The 19963-nt window shown below is 63.3% G+C and carries 19 protein-coding genes; 6 read left to right on the top strand and 13 right to left on the bottom strand.

All coding sequences use genetic code 11. The features are described 5' to 3' along the window. Positions 1 to 11: 11 nt before the first annotated feature. Entirely contained in the window at positions 12 to 1103 is a 1092-nt protein-coding gene (locus ACO06R_RS09125; RefSeq protein WP_421858779.1) for a YeeE/YedE family protein, read from the top strand. Position 1104: 1 nt separating this feature from the next. On the opposite strand, the gene ACO06R_RS09120 is transcribed toward ACO06R_RS09125, so the two are convergent. Next, complete coding sequence (locus ACO06R_RS09120) at positions 1105 to 2028, bottom strand: MBL fold metallo-hydrolase (protein ID WP_421858776.1); 924 nt, start codon at positions 2026 to 2028, stop codon at positions 1105 to 1107. A 112-nt stretch (positions 2029 to 2140) separates the two neighbouring features. Between ACO06R_RS09120 and ACO06R_RS09115 the strand changes: the two genes are divergently transcribed. Further along, the gene (locus ACO06R_RS09115) at positions 2141 to 3250 is read left to right on the top strand and encodes a YeeE/YedE family protein (protein ID WP_421858774.1); all 1110 of its coding nucleotides are present in this window, start codon (positions 2141 to 2143) and stop codon (positions 3248 to 3250) included. Here ACO06R_RS09115 and ACO06R_RS09110 read toward each other — a convergent pair. Together ACO06R_RS09110 and cueR are read right to left on the bottom strand one after the other, a co-directional pair. Further along, positions 3229 to 3918: a D-lyxose/D-mannose family sugar isomerase gene (locus ACO06R_RS09110; protein WP_421858771.1), complete on the bottom strand. Its 690-nt coding sequence runs from the start codon at positions 3916 to 3918 to the stop codon at positions 3229 to 3231. The two genes, ACO06R_RS09115 and ACO06R_RS09110, sit on opposite strands and share 22 nt — an antisense overlap. Beyond that, positions 3915 to 4334, bottom strand: a complete 420-nt coding sequence (gene cueR, locus ACO06R_RS09105; RefSeq protein ID WP_421858769.1) for a Cu(I)-responsive transcriptional regulator — start codon at positions 4332 to 4334, stop codon at positions 3915 to 3917. The genes ACO06R_RS09110 and cueR overlap by 4 nt, the downstream gene beginning before the upstream one ends. 921 nt (positions 4335 to 5255) lie before the next feature. Here cueR and ACO06R_RS09100 point away from each other — a divergent pair. Further along, entirely contained in the window at positions 5256 to 5798 is a 543-nt protein-coding gene (locus ACO06R_RS09100) for a DUF2059 domain-containing protein (RefSeq protein ID WP_421858767.1), read from the top strand. 89 nt (positions 5799 to 5887) lie between these two features. Here ACO06R_RS09100 and urtE read toward each other — a convergent pair whose 3' ends face one another. The 9 genes from urtE to ACO06R_RS09055 all read right to left on the bottom strand — a co-directional run bounded on the left by urtE (position 5888) and on the right by ACO06R_RS09055 (position 16400). Next, positions 5888 to 6586, bottom strand: coding sequence for an urea ABC transporter ATP-binding subunit UrtE (gene urtE, locus ACO06R_RS09095; RefSeq protein WP_421858764.1), 699 nt, complete (start codon positions 6584 to 6586; stop codon positions 5888 to 5890). Beyond that, positions 6583 to 7629 carry an alpha/beta fold hydrolase gene (locus ACO06R_RS09090; protein WP_421858762.1) on the bottom strand — a complete coding sequence of 349 codons (1047 nt, stop codon included), beginning with the start codon at positions 7627 to 7629 and terminating at the stop codon, positions 6583 to 6585. Before ACO06R_RS09090 ends, urtE begins: the two co-directional genes overlap by 4 nt. 7 nt (positions 7630 to 7636) lie before the next feature. Continuing rightward, positions 7637 to 8389: an urea ABC transporter ATP-binding protein UrtD gene (urtD, locus tag ACO06R_RS09085; protein WP_421858760.1), complete on the bottom strand. Its 753-nt coding sequence runs from the start codon at positions 8387 to 8389 to the stop codon at positions 7637 to 7639. After that, positions 8386 to 9540, bottom strand: coding sequence for an urea ABC transporter permease subunit UrtC (urtC, locus tag ACO06R_RS09080; protein WP_421858757.1), 1155 nt, complete (start codon positions 9538 to 9540; stop codon positions 8386 to 8388). The genes urtD and urtC overlap by 4 nt, the downstream gene beginning before the upstream one ends. Then, positions 9537 to 11156, bottom strand: a complete 1620-nt coding sequence (gene urtB, locus ACO06R_RS09075; protein ID WP_421859310.1) for an urea ABC transporter permease subunit UrtB — start codon at positions 11154 to 11156, stop codon at positions 9537 to 9539. The genes urtC and urtB overlap by 4 nt, the downstream gene beginning before the upstream one ends. An 83-nt stretch (positions 11157 to 11239) precedes the next feature. Continuing rightward, on the bottom strand, positions 11240 to 12532 hold the full coding sequence (gene urtA / locus ACO06R_RS09070) for an urea ABC transporter substrate-binding protein (RefSeq protein WP_421858754.1): 1293 nt from the start codon (positions 12530 to 12532) through the stop codon (positions 11240 to 11242). 254 nt (positions 12533 to 12786) lie between these two features. Next, on the bottom strand, positions 12787 to 12993 hold the full coding sequence (locus tag ACO06R_RS09065) for a DUF2783 domain-containing protein (RefSeq protein WP_421858751.1): 207 nt from the start codon (positions 12991 to 12993) through the stop codon (positions 12787 to 12789). Positions 12994 to 13085: 92 nt separating this feature from the next. After that, positions 13086 to 14099 carry a fumarylacetoacetate hydrolase family protein gene (locus tag ACO06R_RS09060; RefSeq protein WP_421858749.1) on the bottom strand — a complete coding sequence of 338 codons (1014 nt, stop codon included), beginning with the start codon at positions 14097 to 14099 and terminating at the stop codon, positions 13086 to 13088. A gap of 102 nt (positions 14100 to 14201) precedes the next feature. Beyond that, positions 14202 to 16400: a thiamine pyrophosphate-dependent enzyme gene (locus ACO06R_RS09055; RefSeq protein WP_421858746.1), complete on the bottom strand. Its 2199-nt coding sequence runs from the start codon at positions 16398 to 16400 to the stop codon at positions 14202 to 14204. Positions 16401 to 16601: 201 nt separating this feature from the next. Between ACO06R_RS09055 and ACO06R_RS09050 the strand changes: the two genes are divergently transcribed. Together ACO06R_RS09050 and ACO06R_RS09045 are read left to right on the top strand one after the other, a co-directional pair. Continuing rightward, the gene (locus tag ACO06R_RS09050; RefSeq protein WP_421858743.1) at positions 16602 to 16835 is read left to right on the top strand and encodes a helix-turn-helix transcriptional regulator; all 234 of its coding nucleotides are present in this window, start codon (positions 16602 to 16604) and stop codon (positions 16833 to 16835) included. A gap of 3 nt (positions 16836 to 16838) precedes the next feature. Further along, complete coding sequence (locus ACO06R_RS09045; RefSeq protein WP_421858740.1) at positions 16839 to 17339, top strand: toll/interleukin-1 receptor domain-containing protein; 501 nt, start codon at positions 16839 to 16841, stop codon at positions 17337 to 17339. A gap of 62 nt (positions 17340 to 17401) precedes the next feature. Here the strand turns inward: ACO06R_RS09045 and ACO06R_RS09040 are convergent, their stop codons facing one another. Beyond that, positions 17402 to 18601, bottom strand: a complete 1200-nt coding sequence (locus tag ACO06R_RS09040) for an ROK family transcriptional regulator (protein WP_421858738.1) — start codon at positions 18599 to 18601, stop codon at positions 17402 to 17404. A 326-nt stretch (positions 18602 to 18927) separates the two neighbouring features. Here ACO06R_RS09040 and ACO06R_RS09035 point away from each other — a divergent pair, with 326 nt between their 5' ends. Further along, on the top strand, positions 18928 to 19920 hold the full coding sequence (locus tag ACO06R_RS09035; protein ID WP_421859308.1) for a sugar ABC transporter substrate-binding protein: 993 nt from the start codon (positions 18928 to 18930) through the stop codon (positions 19918 to 19920). Positions 19921 to 19963 lie beyond the last annotated feature (43 nt).

The following is a 19963-nucleotide window of genomic DNA, read 5'->3' as shown; positions in this document are numbered from 1 at the left end:
GAGATCGCGAGTTGCTGGACAATCCTTGGGCATTGCCCGCGGCCGGCCTGCTGGTCGGCGTGGTCATGGGTTACATCGCGAGGCGCAGCCACTTTTGCGCCATGAACGCGCTGGAACGGCACTGGTATGCAGCCGACTCCCGCGGTATCCGCTCCTGGGTGCTCGCCGCCGCCATCGCGCTGCTGGCGACCCAGACCCTGCAGGCGGCCGGTCTCGTCGACCTTTCCTCCAGCTTCTACCTTGCCCAGCCGCTGCCGATCGCCGGCACGATCCTCGGCGGACTGATGTTCGGTTTCGGCATGGCGCTTGTCGGCACGTGCGGTTTCGGCGCGCTGGTCCGCCTCGGCGGCGGCAATCTGCGGGCGCTGGTCGTGCTGGTCGCCATGGGGCTTGCCGCCATGGCCGCGATGCGCGGACTGACCGGGCTTTTCAGGGTCAATGTCCTCGACCGCGCCGCGCTCGATCTGGAAGCCTATGGCGGCCAGTCGCTCGGTGCGATCCTCGAAACGGTGACCGGATGGCCGCTGACGCTGCCCCTCGCCTACGCGATCGCCGCGCTGCTGCTGGTCTGGATTTTCCGCGATACCGCGTTCCGGCGCGACGGTGAAAAGATACTCGCTGGCGTGACGGTCGGCGCCGCGATCGCCGCCGGCTGGCTGATCACCTGGTACTTCTCGCAGCGGCTCATGGTTCCCGTGCAACTGGAAGCCGGCTCCTTCGTGGTACCGCCTGCCGACGCCATCCTGTTGATCGTCACCGTCACCGGCACATTGCCGGATTACGGCGTCGGGCTGGCCGCCGGCGTTTTCCTTGGGGCCGCGGCGAGCGCGTGGCGTTCCAACGACATGCGCTGGGAAGCCTGCGACGATGCGCGCGAATTGAGCCGTCATCTGCTCGGTGCCTTCCTGATGGGAACCGGCGGCGTCTTCGCCATGGGCTGCACCATCGGCCAGGGCGTCTCGGCTGTGTCGGTCATGGCGGTCTCCGCACCACTCGCCGTCGCCAGTATCGTGCTCGGCGCGCGGATCGGCCTCGGCGTGCTGGTCGAAGGATCGGCCTTCGGTTTCCTGCGCCACGCGACCGGCAACCACCCGGCCGAATAAGTCAGGCGGGCACGAAGCGGTAGCCTGTTCCGGCGGTCTCGACGCGGCCGATGCCATTGCCCGGAAGATGGAAACCGACAATCGGGCCTTGATCGCCGGCCAGCCGGTCGAGCACGGCCCGCCGCGTGGCAATCCCCTTCTCAACATCCTGATCGGAGCCCGACGGCCAGTCCGGCCGCGCGAACGACACGGCGGCATTGGTGACGGCATCGCCGAGCACCATTGCCGACGCACCGCCGGAATGAATGGCAAACGAGGTGTGTCCGGGCGTATGGCCCGACGTGTCGACCGCCTCGATGCCGGGCAGCACCTCCGCGCCATAGTCGAACAGGTTGATTACGTCTTCCAGCGCGGCGAAGCGGTTGCGGGCGCCGACAACGAAGGTCTTGCGCGCCTCCGGCATGGTGTCGAGCGTCTCCTCGGCGCGCCAGAAGTCCCATTCCGCGCGGTTGATGTGGAACTCGGCATTGGCGAAGACCGGCTCGTCGAAATCGTCGAGCAGACCCCAGATGTGATCGGGGTGAGCGTGCGTGAACAGCACATGGGTCACGTCCTCGGGCGCGACACCGGCAGCTTCGAGGTTGTCGGCCAGCAGCCCCGCGCTGGCCATGAAGTTCGGTCCCGCGCCGACATCGAACACCACCACCCGGTCGCCGTCGCGATACACTGTTACATTGCAGGGTGGCTCGATCCGGTCGTCGGGAAGCCCCGCCGCCGTCAGCAATGAGACCACCTCGTCGCGCGGCGCATCCGGATAGGCAAAGTCGAGCGGCAGCACGAGATGACCATCGCTGACCGTCGTCAGTTGCCCCCCGCCCAGCGGAACTTCGGCCAGCGCCCTGGCCGCCATTCCTGCCGTCAGAAGCGCTGCCGACGATCCGCCAAGCAGTTTCAAAGCCTCACGTCGCGCAATCGGTCGGTGCATCTCGAATGGTCCTCCCAATACATATACTGTTTTGAATATATGAATTCTTCTTGATCTTGGTCAACGCAAAACCCGGCGGCAGAGCGGACAAGTGGCCGCAGGGATTGGAACCATGGACGCAATTACGACGGCGCTGACCGCGCTGGCGGACGGGATTGGCGAAAACTGGACGCTGGCGCTCGGCGGCGCGATCATTGGCATCATGTTCGGCGCCTTCGCCCAGCAGAGCCGGTTTTGCCTGCGCGCGGCAACCGTCGAATTCTCGCGCGGCCATATTGGCGAGAAGACAGCCATCTGGCTGATCGTATTCACCGTGGCCGTCGCCGGCACGCAGATCCTGACCGCCCTCGGCATCCTTTCGACCAGCGAAGCCCGCCAGATCGCCTCGCCGCAAAGCCTTTCGGGCGCCGCATTGGGCGGCCTGCTGTTCGGCAGCGGCATGATCCTGGCACGCGGCTGCGCCAGCCGGCTGCTGGTGTTGTCGGCGACGGGCAACCTGCGCGCCCTGTTGTCCGGGCTGGTTTTCGCCGTCGTCGCCCAAGCCAGCCTGCGCGGCATCCTTTCGCCGTTGCGCGAAACGCTCGCCCAACCGCTGACCACCGCGTCGACCGGCGGCAACGACATCCTTTCCATGGCAGCGCTGGACCAGCGAACCGCGACGATCGTCTCCGTCATAGCCCTGTTCGCCGCCATGACCGTAGCGGCGCTGCGCCGCATCGGCGCCTGGACAACCGCCGCCGCATTCCTTGTCGGGCTGACGATCCCGTGCGCCTGGTGGTTCACCTTCTCCATGGGCGGCATCGCCTTCGAACCCGTCCAGGTGGAGGCGCTGACCTTTACCGGCCCCTCCGCCGACACGCTGATGCTGTTCCTGACGCCGCCGGGGTCCGACATCGATTTCGACGTCGGCCTCGTGCCGGGCGTCTTTGCCGGCTCCTTCCTCGCCGCGTTTGTGACCGGCCAGTTGAAGCTGCAGGGCTTCCATGACGGCCTGTCGATGCGGCGCTATCTCGCCGGCGCATCGATGATGGGCTTCGGCGGCATGCTGGCCGGCGGCTGCGCGGTCGGCGCCGGCGTCACCGGCGCAAGCGTTTTCGCGCTGACCGCCTGGGTGACGCTGTTTGCGATCTGGCTGTCGGCCATCGTCACCGACTGGCTGGTCGACCGCAGACCCGAAACAGTGCAAGCCGAACCCCCGGCTCAGCCAAGCCACGTATCGTAGTCGCTGACCAGAAGGTGCAGCGGCTCGACATCTTCCTCAATGGTCGAGAACCGGCCGATCGGGTCGCGGAACACGTTGTCGGTCAGGTCGTCATTGACGTTTGAAACCTCGCCGATCAGCACCTTGCCGCCCTCGCCCCAGAATGCGTGCCAGCAATCGGGTTCCAGCGTGACGCTTTCGCCGGGCGCGAGCTTCAGGAGCCCGCCCGCCGGCAGGGTGCGGACGGAGCCGTCGGTCAGAACACGCAGTTCGGCGCTGTCGTCGATGGAACCGTCTGCCGCCGCCTTGAAAAGTTCCAGCACCAGCGTCGCACCGCCCTTGTTGATGATGTCCTCGGTCTTCAGGTTGTGCCGGTGCATCGGCGAGACCTGGTTCTCGCCGGAGATCATGATCTTTTCGGCATAAAGCATGCCCCTGCCGTCGCGCACATTGGCATGGTTGCCGTTGCGCACGGTGAACAGGAACAGACCAAGCTCGTCGTAGCGGCCGACACCGTAATCGGTGATATCCCAGCCAAGCCGGTGATCGCGAATGCGCGGGCTGTCACTGGCCACCCGTGCCTGCATTTCGGCCGGCGACCAATAGGCGAATGGCGGCATGACATAGCCGAACGAGCGAATGAAGGCATCGCTTTCCTTGAGGATTTCATTGATCGCCGAACGTTTCATGCCGTTTCTCCGCGCTTGCCGGTCGCATCTGGCTCGCCGGCCAGATCATTGATGATCGGGCAATCGGGCCGGTCGTCGCCATGACAGTTTTTCGACAGATTGGCGAGCGTATCGCGCAGCGACTTCAACTCGCCGATCTTGCGGTCGATCTCCTCGATCTTCTCCAGCGCGATCGCCTTGACGCTGGCGCTGGCGCGATGCTTGTCCTCGTAGAGCGACAGCAGCAGCCGGCATTCGCCAATGCCAAAACCGAGGCTGCGGGCGCGTTGCAGGAAGCGCAGCCGGTGCAGGTCGTCGTCGGAATAGTCGCGATAGCCATTGTCCAGACGCTCCGGGCGCACCAGCCCGATTTCCTCGTAATAGCGGATCGTCTTGGCCGGCAGGCTCGTCCGTTCGGCGGCGGCTCCGATGTTCATGGCCTTGCTCCTCGGCGGTTCCCGGTTGCGGTTCAGGCGATATCGCAGCCGATGCCGCAAACCTTCCAGTCTTGGCAAGCTTTATACAGGCGCGCGGACGCCGCCGCACCCCCTTTTTTCGAGGCCGGTTTGTTCTGGAATTGGAAGACGGGCGGTCAAAGCATCGCAACGTCTTAGAAGTATAGCGATCCTCGGACCGCCCGCTCGGTGGTCTTGCAGCTTCGGTCGGCGGCCCGGAACTCTGTCCGGGAAAACAAGACTGCGCGCGCCGCTTCATGCCGCCCTGACTTGGGGGTTCATCACCCAGCAGCACACCTCTGCGCCACCAGCCAGGCACCGTCCCTCTCCCTGTGAGCCGGTGTGCACCCAGACTTCCATGAGAAGGCGGGAATCAGGATAGGGGAGGTTTGGGAGCGGTGGACAAGTTTATTCTCTGACCGCCAGTTCGTTCGGCCCTGCAATCGATTCGCCGGATCGATTGCCCCGGCTTTGCCGGAACAGGCCTCACCTTGCGACGTCGGTCGACGGCCCGAAACAGGGTTCGGGGAAAGCACGACCCGTTTCAGCCGCGACTATAGCCAGAAATTCGGCACGCTGCCGAGCCGGCACGAAGGCGCGGCAATTCCCTCATCCCGGTATGCGATAACTGTCGAGGCCTAGCAGCCGACGCCCGTCTTGCCGTTGAGAGCTTTCTGGCCGTGGAGCCGCTTCGCAGGACGCGCCTCTCACCGCTGGAAATTTGCCAGCAGCCGAGCGGCCGGAGACTGTCCGGGCGCGCTGCGGACAGTCTCCCCTCGGCCAAGAGTCCAAGTCCGCCAGCCAATTCGCGCGCAATACAATGAAAATCGCAAGCCTATACAGATCACCTATTTAATGATATAATATCAACATGCTAAGCTTTGGAATTCATTGGCCCAAAAAATGGAAAATGGAAGCTCCAACGAAATTTTGATAGCTATAATTGGCGTTTTTGGCGTATTGTTCACGGCAATACTTTCTAACTGGGACAAAATTTTTCCCAGAAAAGACGTTGTAAAGGCAACTTTCAGGGATTATCGCCCGACAAATGATTTTGAAACGGAACTGAGATATTACCTCGACGTGTCTGCGACAAGGAAATCATTTGAAATCTTGACCCAGAAAATGACGGCCGCGCAGAAAGAAGCCGCATTGAAGGCACACCCCGGCGAGGCCAACGAAATTGCCGCCATATCTGAGATCATACTCGAGGAGTCGATAAAATTCGACGATTTGATAGAGGCGGTACTGCCGATTTACAGAAAGCACTTTTCAATCGAGGAGCTGCAGGAATTGAACAAGTTCTATTCGACAGAGGTAATGCAGCACATGACAAAAAAGATGCCTCTAGTCATATCCGAGGTCGCCCCGCTGCACTTGGAACTGATGAACAGATACGAGGCGCGGATAGATGAGAAAATAGACCAAGTGATGAATAGGAACTAGTTCCGCCGGCATTCCCGAATTCCTTCCGGATTGTGCCTACCGCTTTCGGCCTTGGCGTATTCTCACCGTCTTCTTCCCGTCCGCCACACCTACACCGTCAGGTGCTTCCTGACCCCGGCATCATCGAGGCTTTCGGCAGGGCCCTCATGGACGATCTCGCCGCGATCCATGATGTAGACCTTGTCGGCCAGCTCGCGGCAGAAATCGAGATACTGCTCGACCAGCAGGATCGACATGCCCTTTTCGTCGCGCAGATATTGCAGCGCCCGGCCGATATCCTTGATGATCGAGGGCTGGATGCCCTCGGTCGGCTCGTCCAGCACCAGCACAGTCGGCCGCGTGACCAGCGCCCGGCCAATGGCAAGCTGCTGCTGCTGGCCGCCCGACAGGTCGCCGCCGCGCCGCGCCAGCATGGATTTCAGCACCGGGAACAGTTCGAACACATCGTCAGGCACGCTGCGCTGGCGGCGCGGCAACCGCGCATAGCCCGTCTCCAGGTTTTCCTTGACGGTCAGAAGCGGGAAGATCTCGCGGCCCTGTGGCACATAGCCGAGCCCCCTGCCGGCGCGCGCATGCGGCGCACCGCGCAGCGCCGCGCCGTCGAGCGCGATCTCGCCCTTTCTGACCGGTTGATGGCCCATGATGGCGCGCAGCAGCGATGATTTGCCGACGCCGTTGCGCCCGAGGATGCAGGTGATCTTGCCGGATTCAGCGGTCGCCGAAACGCCCCGCAGCGCCTGGGCGGCGCCATAGAACAGGTCGACATTGGCAACGGAAAGCGCGGTCATGCGTAACCTATCTCTTTCAGGAAGGCGACGATGTCGCCGAACATCTGCGCGTCGCGGCCAAGCCAGACATGGCCGCCGGTCTCGTAGACGATCAGCCGCGCGCCGGGCACCGTCGCGCCGACATGGCGCGCCGCGTCGGCGGTCAGGAAGCGGTCGTCCTCAAGCGAAATGGCGAGCGTCGGCGCGGAGACCGTCTCCAGCGCCATGCGCTGCGGATTGCCGGCCAGCCGGGCGTCATTGAGAAGGCCGCGCGAGCGCGCGCTGACCGGCAGGATGCCCTTCAGCAATGCTTTGGCGCGCGCCCGCTCGTCCGCATCCGCCTGACGGTAAATCCCGCGGTCGGTGGCCAGCAGCGTCTCGATCATCGTCTCCGGCATGCCGGCAATCGCCGCCCAGAACAGGAAGTCGGATTGCAGCACGGTTTCGGCAATCGACTGCTGGGTGGCCGACCAGGGTCGGGCCGGCGGGCGGTCGGGCGCATAGGCCGCCGGCACGATCGGCAGCAAAGCGGCGCAGCGGTCCGAATGGCGGATGGCAAATTGCATCGCCGACAAGGCGCCGGCCGAGCCGCCTGCAATGGCGATCCTGTCGATGCCGAGCCGGTCGAGAAGATCGGCGAAACAGTCGGCCTGGTTTTCCGACGAGGCGTCGTCGGGAAAGGCCGAACGCAGATAGCCGAACCGCGACGGCGCGATAACCCGGTATCCGGCCTCGACCAGCCGCCGGGAAAACCTCAGGCCCTGGTCGAAACCGCCGCCGGTGCCGTGCACCATCAGGAAGGGCAGCCCCCTGCCCGCTTCGGCATATTCCAGCGTGCCGGCACGCGTGGCGACGACCGAACTCAATGACGGGGCAATCGCCTTGCGCGCCTCGGCCATGGCGCGCCGGAACGCCACCGTCACGCCGCCCGTGGCCGCGAGTGCGCCACCCGCCAAACCCAGACCGATGATCGTCCTGCGCCGCATCGCGCCCAGTGCCTCCGTTGCCGACAACCTGGCGGAACGGTGGTCGAAGGCGGGTCCGGGCGCATTGATGGCGGACAAGATCACCTTACCGCCCCAGATAGCTTTCGATGACGCGCTCGTCAGCGCTGACGTGGTCGATGGAGCCCTCTGCCAGCACCGCGCCTTCGGCCAGCACAGTGACCTTCACGTCGAGATCGCGAATGAAGGTCATGTCGTGCTCGACGACGATCACCGCCTTCTCGCCGGCGATGTCGCGCAAGAGCCGCGCCGTCTCGACCGTTTCGGCGTCTGTCATGCCGGCGACTGGCTCGTCGACGAGCAGCAGCTTCGGATCCTGGGCGAGCAGCATGCCGATTTCCAGCCACTGCTTCTGGCCGTGCGACAGGTCGGCGGCGAGATCGCCGCGCCGCCCGGTCAGGCGGATCGTCTCCAGAATCTCGCCGATGCGCACTTTCTGCGCGGCGGCGGTGTCGTGGAACAGCGTGGCGATGATGCCGTGATCGCGCTTCAGCGCCAGTTCCAGATTGTCCTCGACCGTGTGGCTTTCGAACACGGTCGGCTTCTGAAACTTGCGGCCGATGCCGAGCAGCGCGATGGCCGCCTCGTCGTGGCGTGTCAGGTCGATATTGCCCTCAAACAGCACCGCGCCCTCGTCGGGCCGTGTCTTGCCGGTGATGATGTCCATCATCGTGGTCTTGCCGGCGCCGTTGGGGCCGATGATGGCGCGCATCTCGCCATGCTCGACGGTCAGCGACAGGCCGTTGATCGCCTTGAAGCCGTCGAAGGCGACCGAGACGCCGTCGAGATAAAGCAGGGAACTGGTCAGCCTGTCGGTCATTCGGCGGCTCCTGCTTCCGGTTGCAGCGTTTCCTCGATGCGGTCGGCCTCGCGCCGCGAGCGCAGGCGGGCAAAGCCGCCGGTCACCAGCCCGACAATACCCTTGGGCAGGAACAGCGTCGTGGCGACGAACAGCGCGCCGAGCGCAAACAGCCAGAACTCGGGGAATGCGGCGGTGAAATAGCTCTTGCCGCCATTGACCGCGATGGCGCCGATGATCGGCCCGACCAGCGTGCCGCGTCCGCCGACGGCGGTCCAGATAACCACCTCGATGGAGTTGGCCGGCGCGAACTCGCCGGGATTGATGATGCCGACCTGCGGCACATAGAGCGCGCCGGCAACACCCGCCATCATCGCCGAGACGACGAAGGCGAACAGCTTGATGTGCTCGACGCGGTAACCGATGAAGCGGGTGCGGCTTTCGGCGTCGCGCACGCAGACCAGCACCTTGCCGAAGCGCGAATTGACGATGCCCGAACAGATCACGAAGGCGATGGCCAGCGCAATCGCCGAGGCGGCGAACAGTGCGGCGCGTGTCGTCTGCGCCTGCACCGAGAAGCCGAGAATATCCTTGAAGTCGGTCAGGCCGTTGTTGCCGCCAAAACCCATCTCGTTGCGGAAGAAGGCAAGCAGCAAGGCATAGGTCAGCGCCTGGGTGATGATCGACAGATAGACGCCGGAGACGCGGCTGCGAAACGCGAACCAGCCGAACACGAAGGCAAGCAGGCCGGGCACGGCGACGATCATCAGCGCCGCGAACCAGAACTGGTCGAAACCGTACCAGTACCACGGCAGTTCCTTCCAGTTGAGGAACACCATGAAGTCCGGAAGGACCGGATGGCCATAGACGCCGCGCGTGCCGATCTGGCGCATCAGATACATGCCCATCGCATAGCCGCCGAGCGCGAAGAAGGCGCCGTGGCCGAGCGAAAGAATGCCGCAATAGCCCCACACCAGATCGAGCGCCAGCGCCAGCAGCGCGTAGGTCAGATACTTGCCGAACAGGCTGACGATGTGGGTCGGCACATGCAGCGCATGGTCGATCGGCAACAGCAGGTTCGACAGCGGCACCAGCACGGCGATCGCCAAAAGAATGGCGGCGACCCAGACCGCCTTGCGGTCGAGCGCGCGGAACAGGAAGCCGGTGATCATGTCTCCACCGACCTTCCCTTGAGCGCGAACAGGCCGCGCGGACGTTTCTGGATGAACAGGATGATCAGCACCAGGATGAAGATCTTGGCGAGCACCGCGCCGGCATAGGGTTCGAGGAACTTGTTGGCGATGCCGAGCGTCATCGCGCCGACCAGCGTGCCCCACAGATTGCCGACGCCGCCGAACACCACGACCATGAAGCTGTCGATGATGTAGCCCTGGCCGAGATTGGGCGAGACATTGTCGATCTGCGAGAGCGCCACGCCGGCGATCCCGGCGATGCCCGATCCGAGCGCGAAGGTGAACGCATCGACCCAGGGTGTGGCGATGCCCATCGACGAGGCCATCGGGCGGTTCTGCGTGACCGCGCGCATCTGCAGGCCGAAGCGGGTGCGCTTCAGGACCAGTAGCAGGATCGCGAAGACGACCAGCGAAAAGACGACGATCCACAGCCGGTTGGTGGTGACCAGGATTTCGCCGACTTCGAACGAGCCCGACATCCAGGACGGGTTGCCGACTTCGCGGTTGGTCGGCCCGAAGATCGTGCGCACCGCCTGCTGCAGGATCAGCGACACGCCCCAGGTGGCGAGCAGCGTTTCCAAAGGCCGGCCATAAAGAAAGCGGATCACGCCGCGCTCCAGGATCAGGCCGAACGTGCCAGCGACAAGGAAGGCCAGCGGCAGCGCGATCATAAGCGAATAGTCGAACATGCCGGGCGCCGACGAGCGGATGATCTCCTGCACGACGAATGTGGTGTAGGCGCCGAGCATCACCATTTCGCCATGCGCCATGTTGATGACGCCCATGACGCCGAAGGTGATGGCAAGGCCGATCGCCGCCAGCAGCAGCACCGAGCCGAGCGACACGCCGTACCAGATGTTCTGGCCGGCCGACCAATACATCAGCGACTTTTCAACAGCGGTTGCGGCGGCGCTCGCGGCCTCGGCGACGGCAGCGCTCTCGCCGTTGGCGCTTGTGCCTTTCAGGACAGGCAGCACGTCGCGGCCGCCGCGTTCGCGCAGCGTTTCGATGGCGGCGAGCTTGGCATCGTCATCCATGTCGGATGCGAGAACGGCCGCCGCGCGCGCATCCTCGAATGCCTTGCGCACCCTATCCTCGGTCTCGTCGGCGATGACCGCGTCGAGCGTTTCGATGGTGTCGGGATCGGGCCGCTGGAACAGCGTTGCCGCCGCTTGAAAGCGCACCGCCGGGTCCTTGGCCCTGAGAGTCAAGCCTGAGACGGCGTCGGCGATCTGGCGGCGGATCGAATTCTTGATCTTGACCTTGCGCAGCTCGTCCTCGGCGGCGCTGCCGGCCGCCTCGAGCGTTACCGGGTCGAACAGTTCGAGCGGATCGCCCTCGCCCTTGATGACGAAGACCGCGCCATCGCTCTTGCGGACCTTCAACAAGCCGTCCGACAGCGCATTGAGCGCCGTCGCGGCGGCGGGATCGCCAAGCGCGGCGATCCCGTCGATCACCGCCTGGGTTTGTTTGAATTTCTTGGCGTCGGCGAATTTGGCGATCTCGGCGCGCAACGCCGCCTCGTCGGCCCGGACGGGGCCTGCCGCGAGGATCGCGGTCGCCGCCATGACGACAAACATGAAAAGCAGCCGCATCATGGTAACGCGCCGGTTCCGTTCAATTGGTCAGATGAATTGGTTGGAGGAGCCGGCAAACCGGCTCCCCCGCCGTGGGAGTATCAGGATGCGCCGCCGAGGCAGGCATTCGTCTCCGTGTTGAAGTTGCCGCACTTCAGGTCGACCCAGTCGGACTTGAGCGGCGCGGACTCCGGCAGGTAGTCGGACCATGCGTCGCCCGGCACCAGATCGTCGGTCTCGGAGACCACCTCGAACTGGCCATCGGCCTGGATCTCGCCGATCAGCACCGGCTTGGTGATGTGGTGGTTCGGCAGCATGGTCGAGGTACCGCCGGTCAGGTTCGGAGTCTCGATGCCCGGCAGCGCGTCGATCACCGCGTCGGCGTCGGTGGTGCCGGCTGCTTCAACCGCCTTAACCCACATGTTGAAGCCGATGTAATGGGCTTCCATCGGGTCGTTGGTCACGCGTTCGTCGCCCATGCGGGCCTTCCAGGTTTCGATGAATTCGGCGTTGACGTCGTTTTCGACCGACTGGAAGTAGTTCCATGCGGCGAGATGGCCAACCAGCGGCGCTGTGTCGAGACCGGCGAGTTCCTCTTCACCGACCGAGAAGGCGACGACCGGAATGTCGGACGCCTTGATGCCCTGGTTGCCGAGCTCCTTGTAGAACGGAACGTTGGCGTCGCCGTTGATGGTCGAGACCACGGCGGTCTTCTTGCCGGCCGAACCGAAGGTCTTGATATCGGACACGATCGTCTGCCAGTCGGAGTGACCGAACGGCGTGTAGTTGATCATGATGTCTTCTTCGGCGACGCCCTTCGACTTCAGATAGGCCTCGAGGATCTTGTTGGTCGTACGCGGATAGACGTAGTCGGTGCCGGCAAGAACCCAGCGCTCGACCTCTTCTTCTTCCATCAGATAGTCGACAGCCGGAATGGCCTGCTGGTTCGGCGCCGCACCGGTGTAGAAGACGTTGCGCTGGCTTTCCTCACCCTCGTACTGGACGGGATAGAACAGGATCGAGTTGAGTTCCTCGAAGACCGGCAGTACCGATTTGCGCGAAACGGAGGTCCAGCAGCCGAACACGACATCGACGTCGTTTCCGGTGATCAGCTCGCGCGCCTTCTCGGCAAACAGCGGCCAGTCGGACGCCGGATCGACGACGACGGCTTCAAGCTGCTTGCCGAGGATGCCACCCTTCTTGTTCTGCTCGTCGATGAGCATCAACATGACGTCTTTCAGCGTGGTTTCGGAAATCGCCATCGTGCCGGACAGCGAGTGCAGAACGCCGATCTTGATCGTGTCGTCAGCGGCATGCGCGAACGGAACAACGCAGCTCGCCGAGAGCGCGGCGCCAGCGACCAGGCCGGTCAGTTTTCTACGTGTGAATTGCATCGAGTGGACTCCTGACAGTTGGATACGACACCCAAACAGCAACCGCCGTGCCAGTCCTGCGTAGAAACCAGACCGCCACAGAATAAACTATGCATTTCAATGATTTGCATGAAAGAATGGAAACAGCTTACCCCGTGAAAACACTTGCAAGAATTTGCTTTAAAATGCGGCATGCATGCGCACCATTGCCTAATTGTTAGGCTGAAAGTACAAATGCCGGAATTTTGCTCAAATGAAGGTCAATGAATGAGCGATCATTTCGCAGCCTTGCGTGCCGCCTGAAGCGCAGCGCGCAGCACTTCGATATCGCCGATCTGATTGGCGAGGATCAGCGCCAGCTGCAGGTCGAACCGCACGCACTGCTCGAAGGTGAGTCCCTCATGCGCGTCCATCAACTCGCGATAGAACTGCTCGCCCTGCTTGCCGAGCCGGTCGGTGGAAAGGTCGATGGTTTTCTTCATGCTTCAGGCCGGGTTGCGAAACCGCGACCATAGCGCATTTTCGCCGCGCGGTCGCGTCGCGACCGCGGGCGCATTGTCTACGGGAAAGAGTTTCAGCTTCCCGGCTGTTCGACAGTCTGCTCGATGGCGCCGAAGATCGAGTGGCCGGCGGCGTCCTTCATCTCGATGCGCACGGTGTCGCCGAAACGCATGAAACGGGTCGTCGCAGCGCCGCCTTCGATGGTCTCGATCATCCGGATCTCGGCGATGCAGGAATAGCCGGCGCCGCCCTCTTCCACCGGCTTGCCGGGTCCGCCGTCAAGCTTGTTGGACACCGTGCCCGAACCGATAACCGCGCCGGCACCGAGCGGCCTCGTCTTGGCCGCGTGGGCGATCAGCTGCGGGAAGTCGAAGGTCATGTCGACCCCGGCATCGGCGCGGCCGAACGGCTTGCCGTTGAACTCGACCAGCAGCGGCATCGACAGCTTGCCGCCGTCCCACGCGTCGCCGAGCTCATCCGGCGTGACGGCGACCGGCGAGAACGCGCTCGACGGCTTGGATTGGAAGAAGCCGAACCCCTTCGCGAGCTCTCCGGGGATCAGGCCGCGCAGGCTGACATCGTTGACCAGCATGACGAGCTGGATCGCGTCGCGAGCCTGATCGACGCTGGCGCCCATCGGCACATCGGAAACAATAACTGAGACTTCGCCCTCGAAATCGATCCCCCACGCCTCATCGCCCATGACGATGGGATCGCGCGGACCGAGGAAACTGTCGGAGCCGCCCTGATACATCAGCGGATCGGTCCAGAAACTGTCGGGCATCTCGGCGCCACGGGCGCGGCGGACCAGCTCGACATGGTTCACATAGGCCGAGCCGTCGGCCCACTGATAGGCGCGCGGCAGCGGCGACATGGCGTCGTGCTCGTGAAACCGCTCGGTCGGCTGCGAACCGGTCTCGACACCGATCGCCACGCGCTCCAGCCGGCCCCGGACATCCTCCCAGGCGTCCAGTGCGGCCTGCATCGTCGGTGCGATATGGCTGACGTCCGAGCAGCGTGTCAGGTCCTGCGACACGACGACAAGATGCCCGTCGCGGGTTCCGTTTTTCAATGTTGCGAGCTTCACGTTTCCTCCAGACATGTCGCGACAGGCCGGGTTCGCCAAGCCTGCCGTTGATTGCATGGCACGGCGTTACGCCCAACCACCCGACCGGTCAACCGCAGTCGGTCAAGCGCGCCGGTTTGCCACCAGCGACAGCGCTGCGTCGACGATCCCGTCGCGCGACGGCAAGGTCGCGGCATGCGCCGGGCCGGTCGCAATGAAGCAATCGTCGGCGGCCAGACGCGCAAACGAGGCGCAGCCATTTTCCGCAAAAAGCGCCATCAATGCTTCCGACTGGCTGCCGGTTTGCCGGCATTCGTCAACGATCAGCACGTGCTCGGCGGGCCCAACGGCATCGATGATCGTCTGACCGGGCAACGGCGCCAGCCAGCGAATGTCGACAACCCGGCTCGCCACGCCATGCGCCTCGACAAGAATGCGCGCGGCCTGACGCGACCGGTAACAGCCATTGCCGTAGGTCACGATGGCGACGTCCTTGCCGTCGCCATCGACACCGACGTCGCCAAGACCGATGCGTTTTCCCGGCGCCGGATAGACCTGTGCCCAAAGTCCGTCCTTCTCGCCATGCAGGTCGCGGGTCTGGTAGAGCGCGATCGGCTCCACGAAGACGCAGACGCGTTGTTCCTCGCGCGCCAAACGCACGCATTCGCGCAGCATCATCGCCGCATCCGCGCCGTTGGACGGACAGGCAAGCACCAGCCCTGGAATATCGCGCAGCACCGCGAGCGAATTGTCGTTGTGGAAGTGGCCGCCGAACCCCTTCTGGTAGCCGAGACCGGCGATGCGCAGTACCATCGGGTTGGCGAACTGGCCATTGGAGAAGAATGGCAGCGTCGCGGCCTCGCCGCGCAACTGGTCTTCCGCATTGTGCAGATAGGCGAGAAACTGGATTTCGGGTATCGGCACGAAGCCGTTATGCGCCATGCCGATGGCGAGCCCGAGGATCGACTGCTCGTCGAGCAGCGTATCGACGACCCGATTGCGCCCGAACCGGTCCACCAGTTTCTGGGTCACGCCATAGACGCCGCCCTTGGCGCCGACATCCTCGCCGGCGAGGACGATTTCCGGGCACTCCAGCATCAGGTCGGTCAGCGCCCAGTTGATCAGGCGCGCCATCGGCTGCCGCTCGCCGAGCGCCTTGACTTCCGTGCCGAATGCCCTGGCCCGCGCCTCCGGCGACGGCCCGTTCGTCGCCCGGCATGGCCGCGGCGGCGGGATCAGGCTTGCCGCGACTTCCGCCGACGTCGCAAGCCGCGGCTTCTCCACGGCTTCAATCATCGCTCGCTCGCAAGCGGCTTCGGCGTCGTTGTAGATATCAATGGCCTGCTGCGGTGTCGCCGCGCCGGCCTCGGCGAGCAGCGCTGCCGACCAGACCAGCGGATCGTTCGCCTCGGCGGCCTCGATATCGGCGCGCGGCCGGTAAGCCGCCTCGACATCCGAGCCGGCATGACCATAGAGCCGGACGGTGTCGACATGCAGGAAAACCGGCAGCCGCCTTGTGCGCACATGGTCGGCGGCCGCGAGCACAGTCCGGTAGGTCTCGAACATGTCGAGCCCGTCGCAACGCATATAGGTGAGGCCTGGGCGATTGGAGAAGGCCACCTCGATCCAGCCGGCCGGCGTGCGCACGGAAATGCCGATGCCATTATCCTCGCAAACGAACAGCAGTGGCATCGGCACCTGCTGATAAGCGGTCCAGCAGGCCGTGTTGATGGCGCCCTGGGCCGTCGAGTGGTTGGCCGAAGCATCGCCGAACGAGCAGACGACGATGCCGTCATCGGCGAGCACCGCATGTTCGGGCCGGGCGCGCCTAGCAAAACCGATCGACCAGGCCGCGCCGACCGCTTTCGGCAGATGGCTGGCGATGGTCGAGGTCTGCGGCGGGATCATCAGCGGCCTGGAGCCAAGCACCTTGTGGCGACCGCCGGAGATCGGATCGTCAGCCGAACACGCAAAGCTCAGCAGCATGTCGGCAATGACGTCCTGGTCTTCGACCTGGGATGCGCGCTGCACCTGAAACGCGCCATCGCGGTAATGCAGGAACGCCATATCGGTCGGACGAAGCGCGGCGGCGACGGCGGCCATGCCCTCATGGCCGGACGAACCGATGGTGTAGAAGCCTTGCCCTGCCTTCTGCATCTTGCGGCCCATGCGGTCGAGGTGCCGCGAAACGCATTGCGACCGGAAGATCTCGCGCGCGGCCTCTGACGGCAACGCATCCGTCGCCGCGCCGGCGACCGGCGGCATGTCGCCCGCCGCAACACGCTGCAGGAACTGCTGGTGTATATATTCGGCTTTATCCATCAGGCTTCTCTAGAGCATGGCAATGGAATGGAAAACTCGCCGCGCAATATGATGTATCTACTACCGTCGGCAGCCCGCACGGCCAATCGGACGTCGTTACCCATAAGGAACTGTAATAATTGAAAAATTTTAGTCTTTGTATATATAGACTATATGAGCTATATAGGCAATAGGCACCCAATAACATGATGGGTATTGCAAATGGCGGTCGTTTTTCCAAGCACAGAAAATAAAATCTACTGGAGCGGGAGCTACTTAACCACGAAGGGCGCTGCAAAAGCGCTCGGCGTCTCGCCGCAAACAGTCCTAGGGTACGTAAAAGACAAGAGGTACCCAAATCCGATCAAAAAAAAGCAAGGTAATAGGCACTACTACCTGTTCACGAAGAGCAAAGTTGAGGAGATCGAGGCGAAACGCAGAGAGATATCTGGATAAGATATGCAAACAATTGCCTTTTTCTCATACGCTCGACACGACGACATGTCCTCCTCCGGGCTCCTGAGCAAGATTCGCATGAAGCTTGAAACGGAGATTCAAGCCTACTCAGGCGAAGCAGAGCTCGAGGTGTTTCAAGACACTGATGATATTGAGCCCGGCGATGAATGGGAGGAGAGACTGCGAGATGCAATCGATGGATCAGCCTTTTTTTTGCCTGTAATCACTCCCTTTTATTTTAGCAGACCAGCCTGCAGAAGAGAGCTCGAGACTTGGCTGGCGAACTATAAAAGCGCAGAAGAACGAAAGAGAATCATTCCGATTAAATTCCTACCCCTGCCCAAAATCGACACTTCCGGCTCTGCGGATCCGCTGAGAAAGACGATTGAGGGCATCCAGTTCGAGGATTTTACTGATTTTCGACACAACACAAGCCTGAGGGGTAGAATATCGGTTCGGATCAGTGAGCTCGCCGAACTCATCATATCCCGGAGGGCCAGCTAGAGCATTCTCGCGAAGCGCGAGAGTTCGACCGCAGTACTGCTTTCATGACCGCAATTCGCCACCTACGAGGCGACGTTACGGTAGGCAGCGCGGTCGACGATGAACCGGTCGACAATCGGCAGGCTCGCCGCGCCGAGCGCGCGCGCATCCGCACCGACCGTGCCGGCCCGTACCTGCGGCGTCTCCAGCCCGGTCAGGTCCTGCCGCGCCAACTGATCGAGCACGGCTTCAACCAGTTGCGCCCGGACTTCGACCGGCAGCCATCCGTCGATCACCACGGCGGAGAAATCGATGATCGAGCAGGCAGCGACAATGGTGTGCGCCAACCCGCCCGCCGCCTTGGCGATCCAGTCGCCGAGAATGGTCTGGTCGACATCCCATTGGTCGGCTCGTTCCCAGATGCCCCCCGTCTCCGCGCCGGCGGCGACCAGTTCGCGCTCCAGGCCGGACAGGCTCGCCACGTCGATCAGCTGCAATGTCGACCCGCCCGGTCCGGGCACCGGCATCGGCCCGAGCGCGCCGGAATTGCCGCCCGGCCCGGTGAACAGCGCACCGTTGAGAACGACGCCGCCGCCAATGAAGTAGCCGACATAGAGATAGAGGAAATCGTCGGGCGCATCAGCCGGACCGAAGGCGACCTCGGCCGCACAGGCGGTCGAGGCGTCATTGCCCAGATAGACCGGGAAATCGACCGCTTTGGCGATCTCGGCGCGGATGTCGGCATCGCGCCAGCCGGCCATCTGCTCGTCCGGAACGCCGAGCGCCTGCGCCCAGTTCCACAGATAGAACGGGATGGCGATCCCCAGCCCGGCGATGCGCGACCGCGCGGCAGCGTCCATGCGGCCGATCGCCTCGCCGATCGCCGCGCGCGCGAAGGCGACAGTGTTGTCGGGATCGGGATAGCGATGTACCCGGCTGATGCGGTCGACGACCTTGCCGTGGAAATCGGCGACAACCAGTTCGCTGGAACGCCGGCCGACCTTCAGTCCCATCGAACAGGCACCGTCGGGATCAAGCGTCATCGGCACGGAAGGCTGGCCGATGCGCCCGCGCTGCGGTTCGCCGCGCCTGACCAGCCCGTCTGCCTCCAGCCGGCGCATGATGACCGAAACCGTCTGCGCCGAAAGGCCGGTCATGCGTGTCAGATCGGACTTGGCGAGCCCGCCCTGCCGCCAGAGCAGCGTCAAGATCAGCTTCTCGTTATATGCGCGCATACCGCTCTGATTGGTGCCGCGCATCGCGGTCGCGGTGTCGTCGCTCATGACTTGATGGTCTCAACGACCGTCGACTTGAAGGACGGATTACGTCCCTTTGACGCGCCTGAAAACGCGCTTCCCGTCTGTTTCATCATTCCTCCCCCAGCCATCGGTTATGGCCCGATGCGTCTGATGTGTCGATTTATTAAATCACATTGAATTACTTATTGACATAGTGAAAGTGCTCGTGTTCCCTGCACCGCGGATAGAGCCTGTCGGCCGCCCCGTGACCGATAGTCTGTCCGGTTCGGCATTCAATCAGTGCCGCACGCCAACCTGGGAGGAACATCGTGAAAACTACCCTTCTTGCAACCACCGTTGCAGTCGCCGCCATGACCGCGGCTTTGACCATTGTTACCCCGGCCGCCGCCATGGACAAGATCGGCGCCTGCCTGATTACCAAGACGGACACCAACCCGTTCTTCGTCAAGATGAAGGAAGGTGCAACCGCCAAGGCCAATGAACTCGGCATCGAACTGAAGAGCTTCGCCGGCAAGATCGACGGCGACCATGAAACCCAGGTCGCCGCCATCGAGACCTGCATCGCCGACGGCGCCAAGGGCATTCTCCTGACCGCGTCCGATACGTCGTCGATCGTCTCTTCCGTGCAGCAGGCGCGCGACGCCGGCCTGTTGGTGATCGCACTCGACACGCCGCTCGATCCGATCGACGCCGCCGACGCCACCTTTGCCACCGACAACTTCCTGGCCGGCGAACTGATCGGCGCATGGGCCGCCGCCAAGCTCGGCGACGACGCGGCCAATGCCAAGATCGGCATGCTCGACCTCGCCGTCAGCCAGCCGACCGTCGGCGTGCTGCGCGACCAGGGCTTCATGACCGGCTTCGGCATCGACATCAAGGACCCGAACAAGTGGGGCGACGAGGACGACCCGCGCATCGTCGGTCACGATGTCACCCAAGGCAATGAGGAAGGCGGCCGGCGGGCGATGGAAAGCCTGCTCGCCACCGATCCGATGATCAATGTGGTCTACACGATCAACGAACCGGCCGCCGCCGGCGCCTATGAGGCGCTCAAGTCCATCGGCCGCGAGAACGACGTGCTGATCGTGTCCGTCGATGGCGGTTGCCCGGGCGTGCAGAACATCGCCGATGGTGTCATCGGTGCGACATCGCAGCAGTATCCGCTGCTGATGGCCTCGCTCGGCATCGAAGCGATCGCGGCCTGGGCGAAGGACGGCACCAAGCCGGCCCCGACACCGGGCAAGGACTTCTTCGACACCGGTGTCGCGCTGGTCACCGACCAGCCGGCCGACGGCGTTGACTCCATCTCGGTGAAGGAAGGCATGGATCTCTGCTGGGGTTGATGCCCGCCGCGTGAACGCAAATGTCAGGGGAAGGCGGCTCACC

This window comes from Oricola sp. (genome assembly GCF_965230365.1).
GTDB lineage: Bacteria > Pseudomonadota > Alphaproteobacteria > Rhizobiales > Rhizobiaceae > Oricola.
This window is presented reverse-complemented; position numbering and strand designations above follow the sequence as displayed.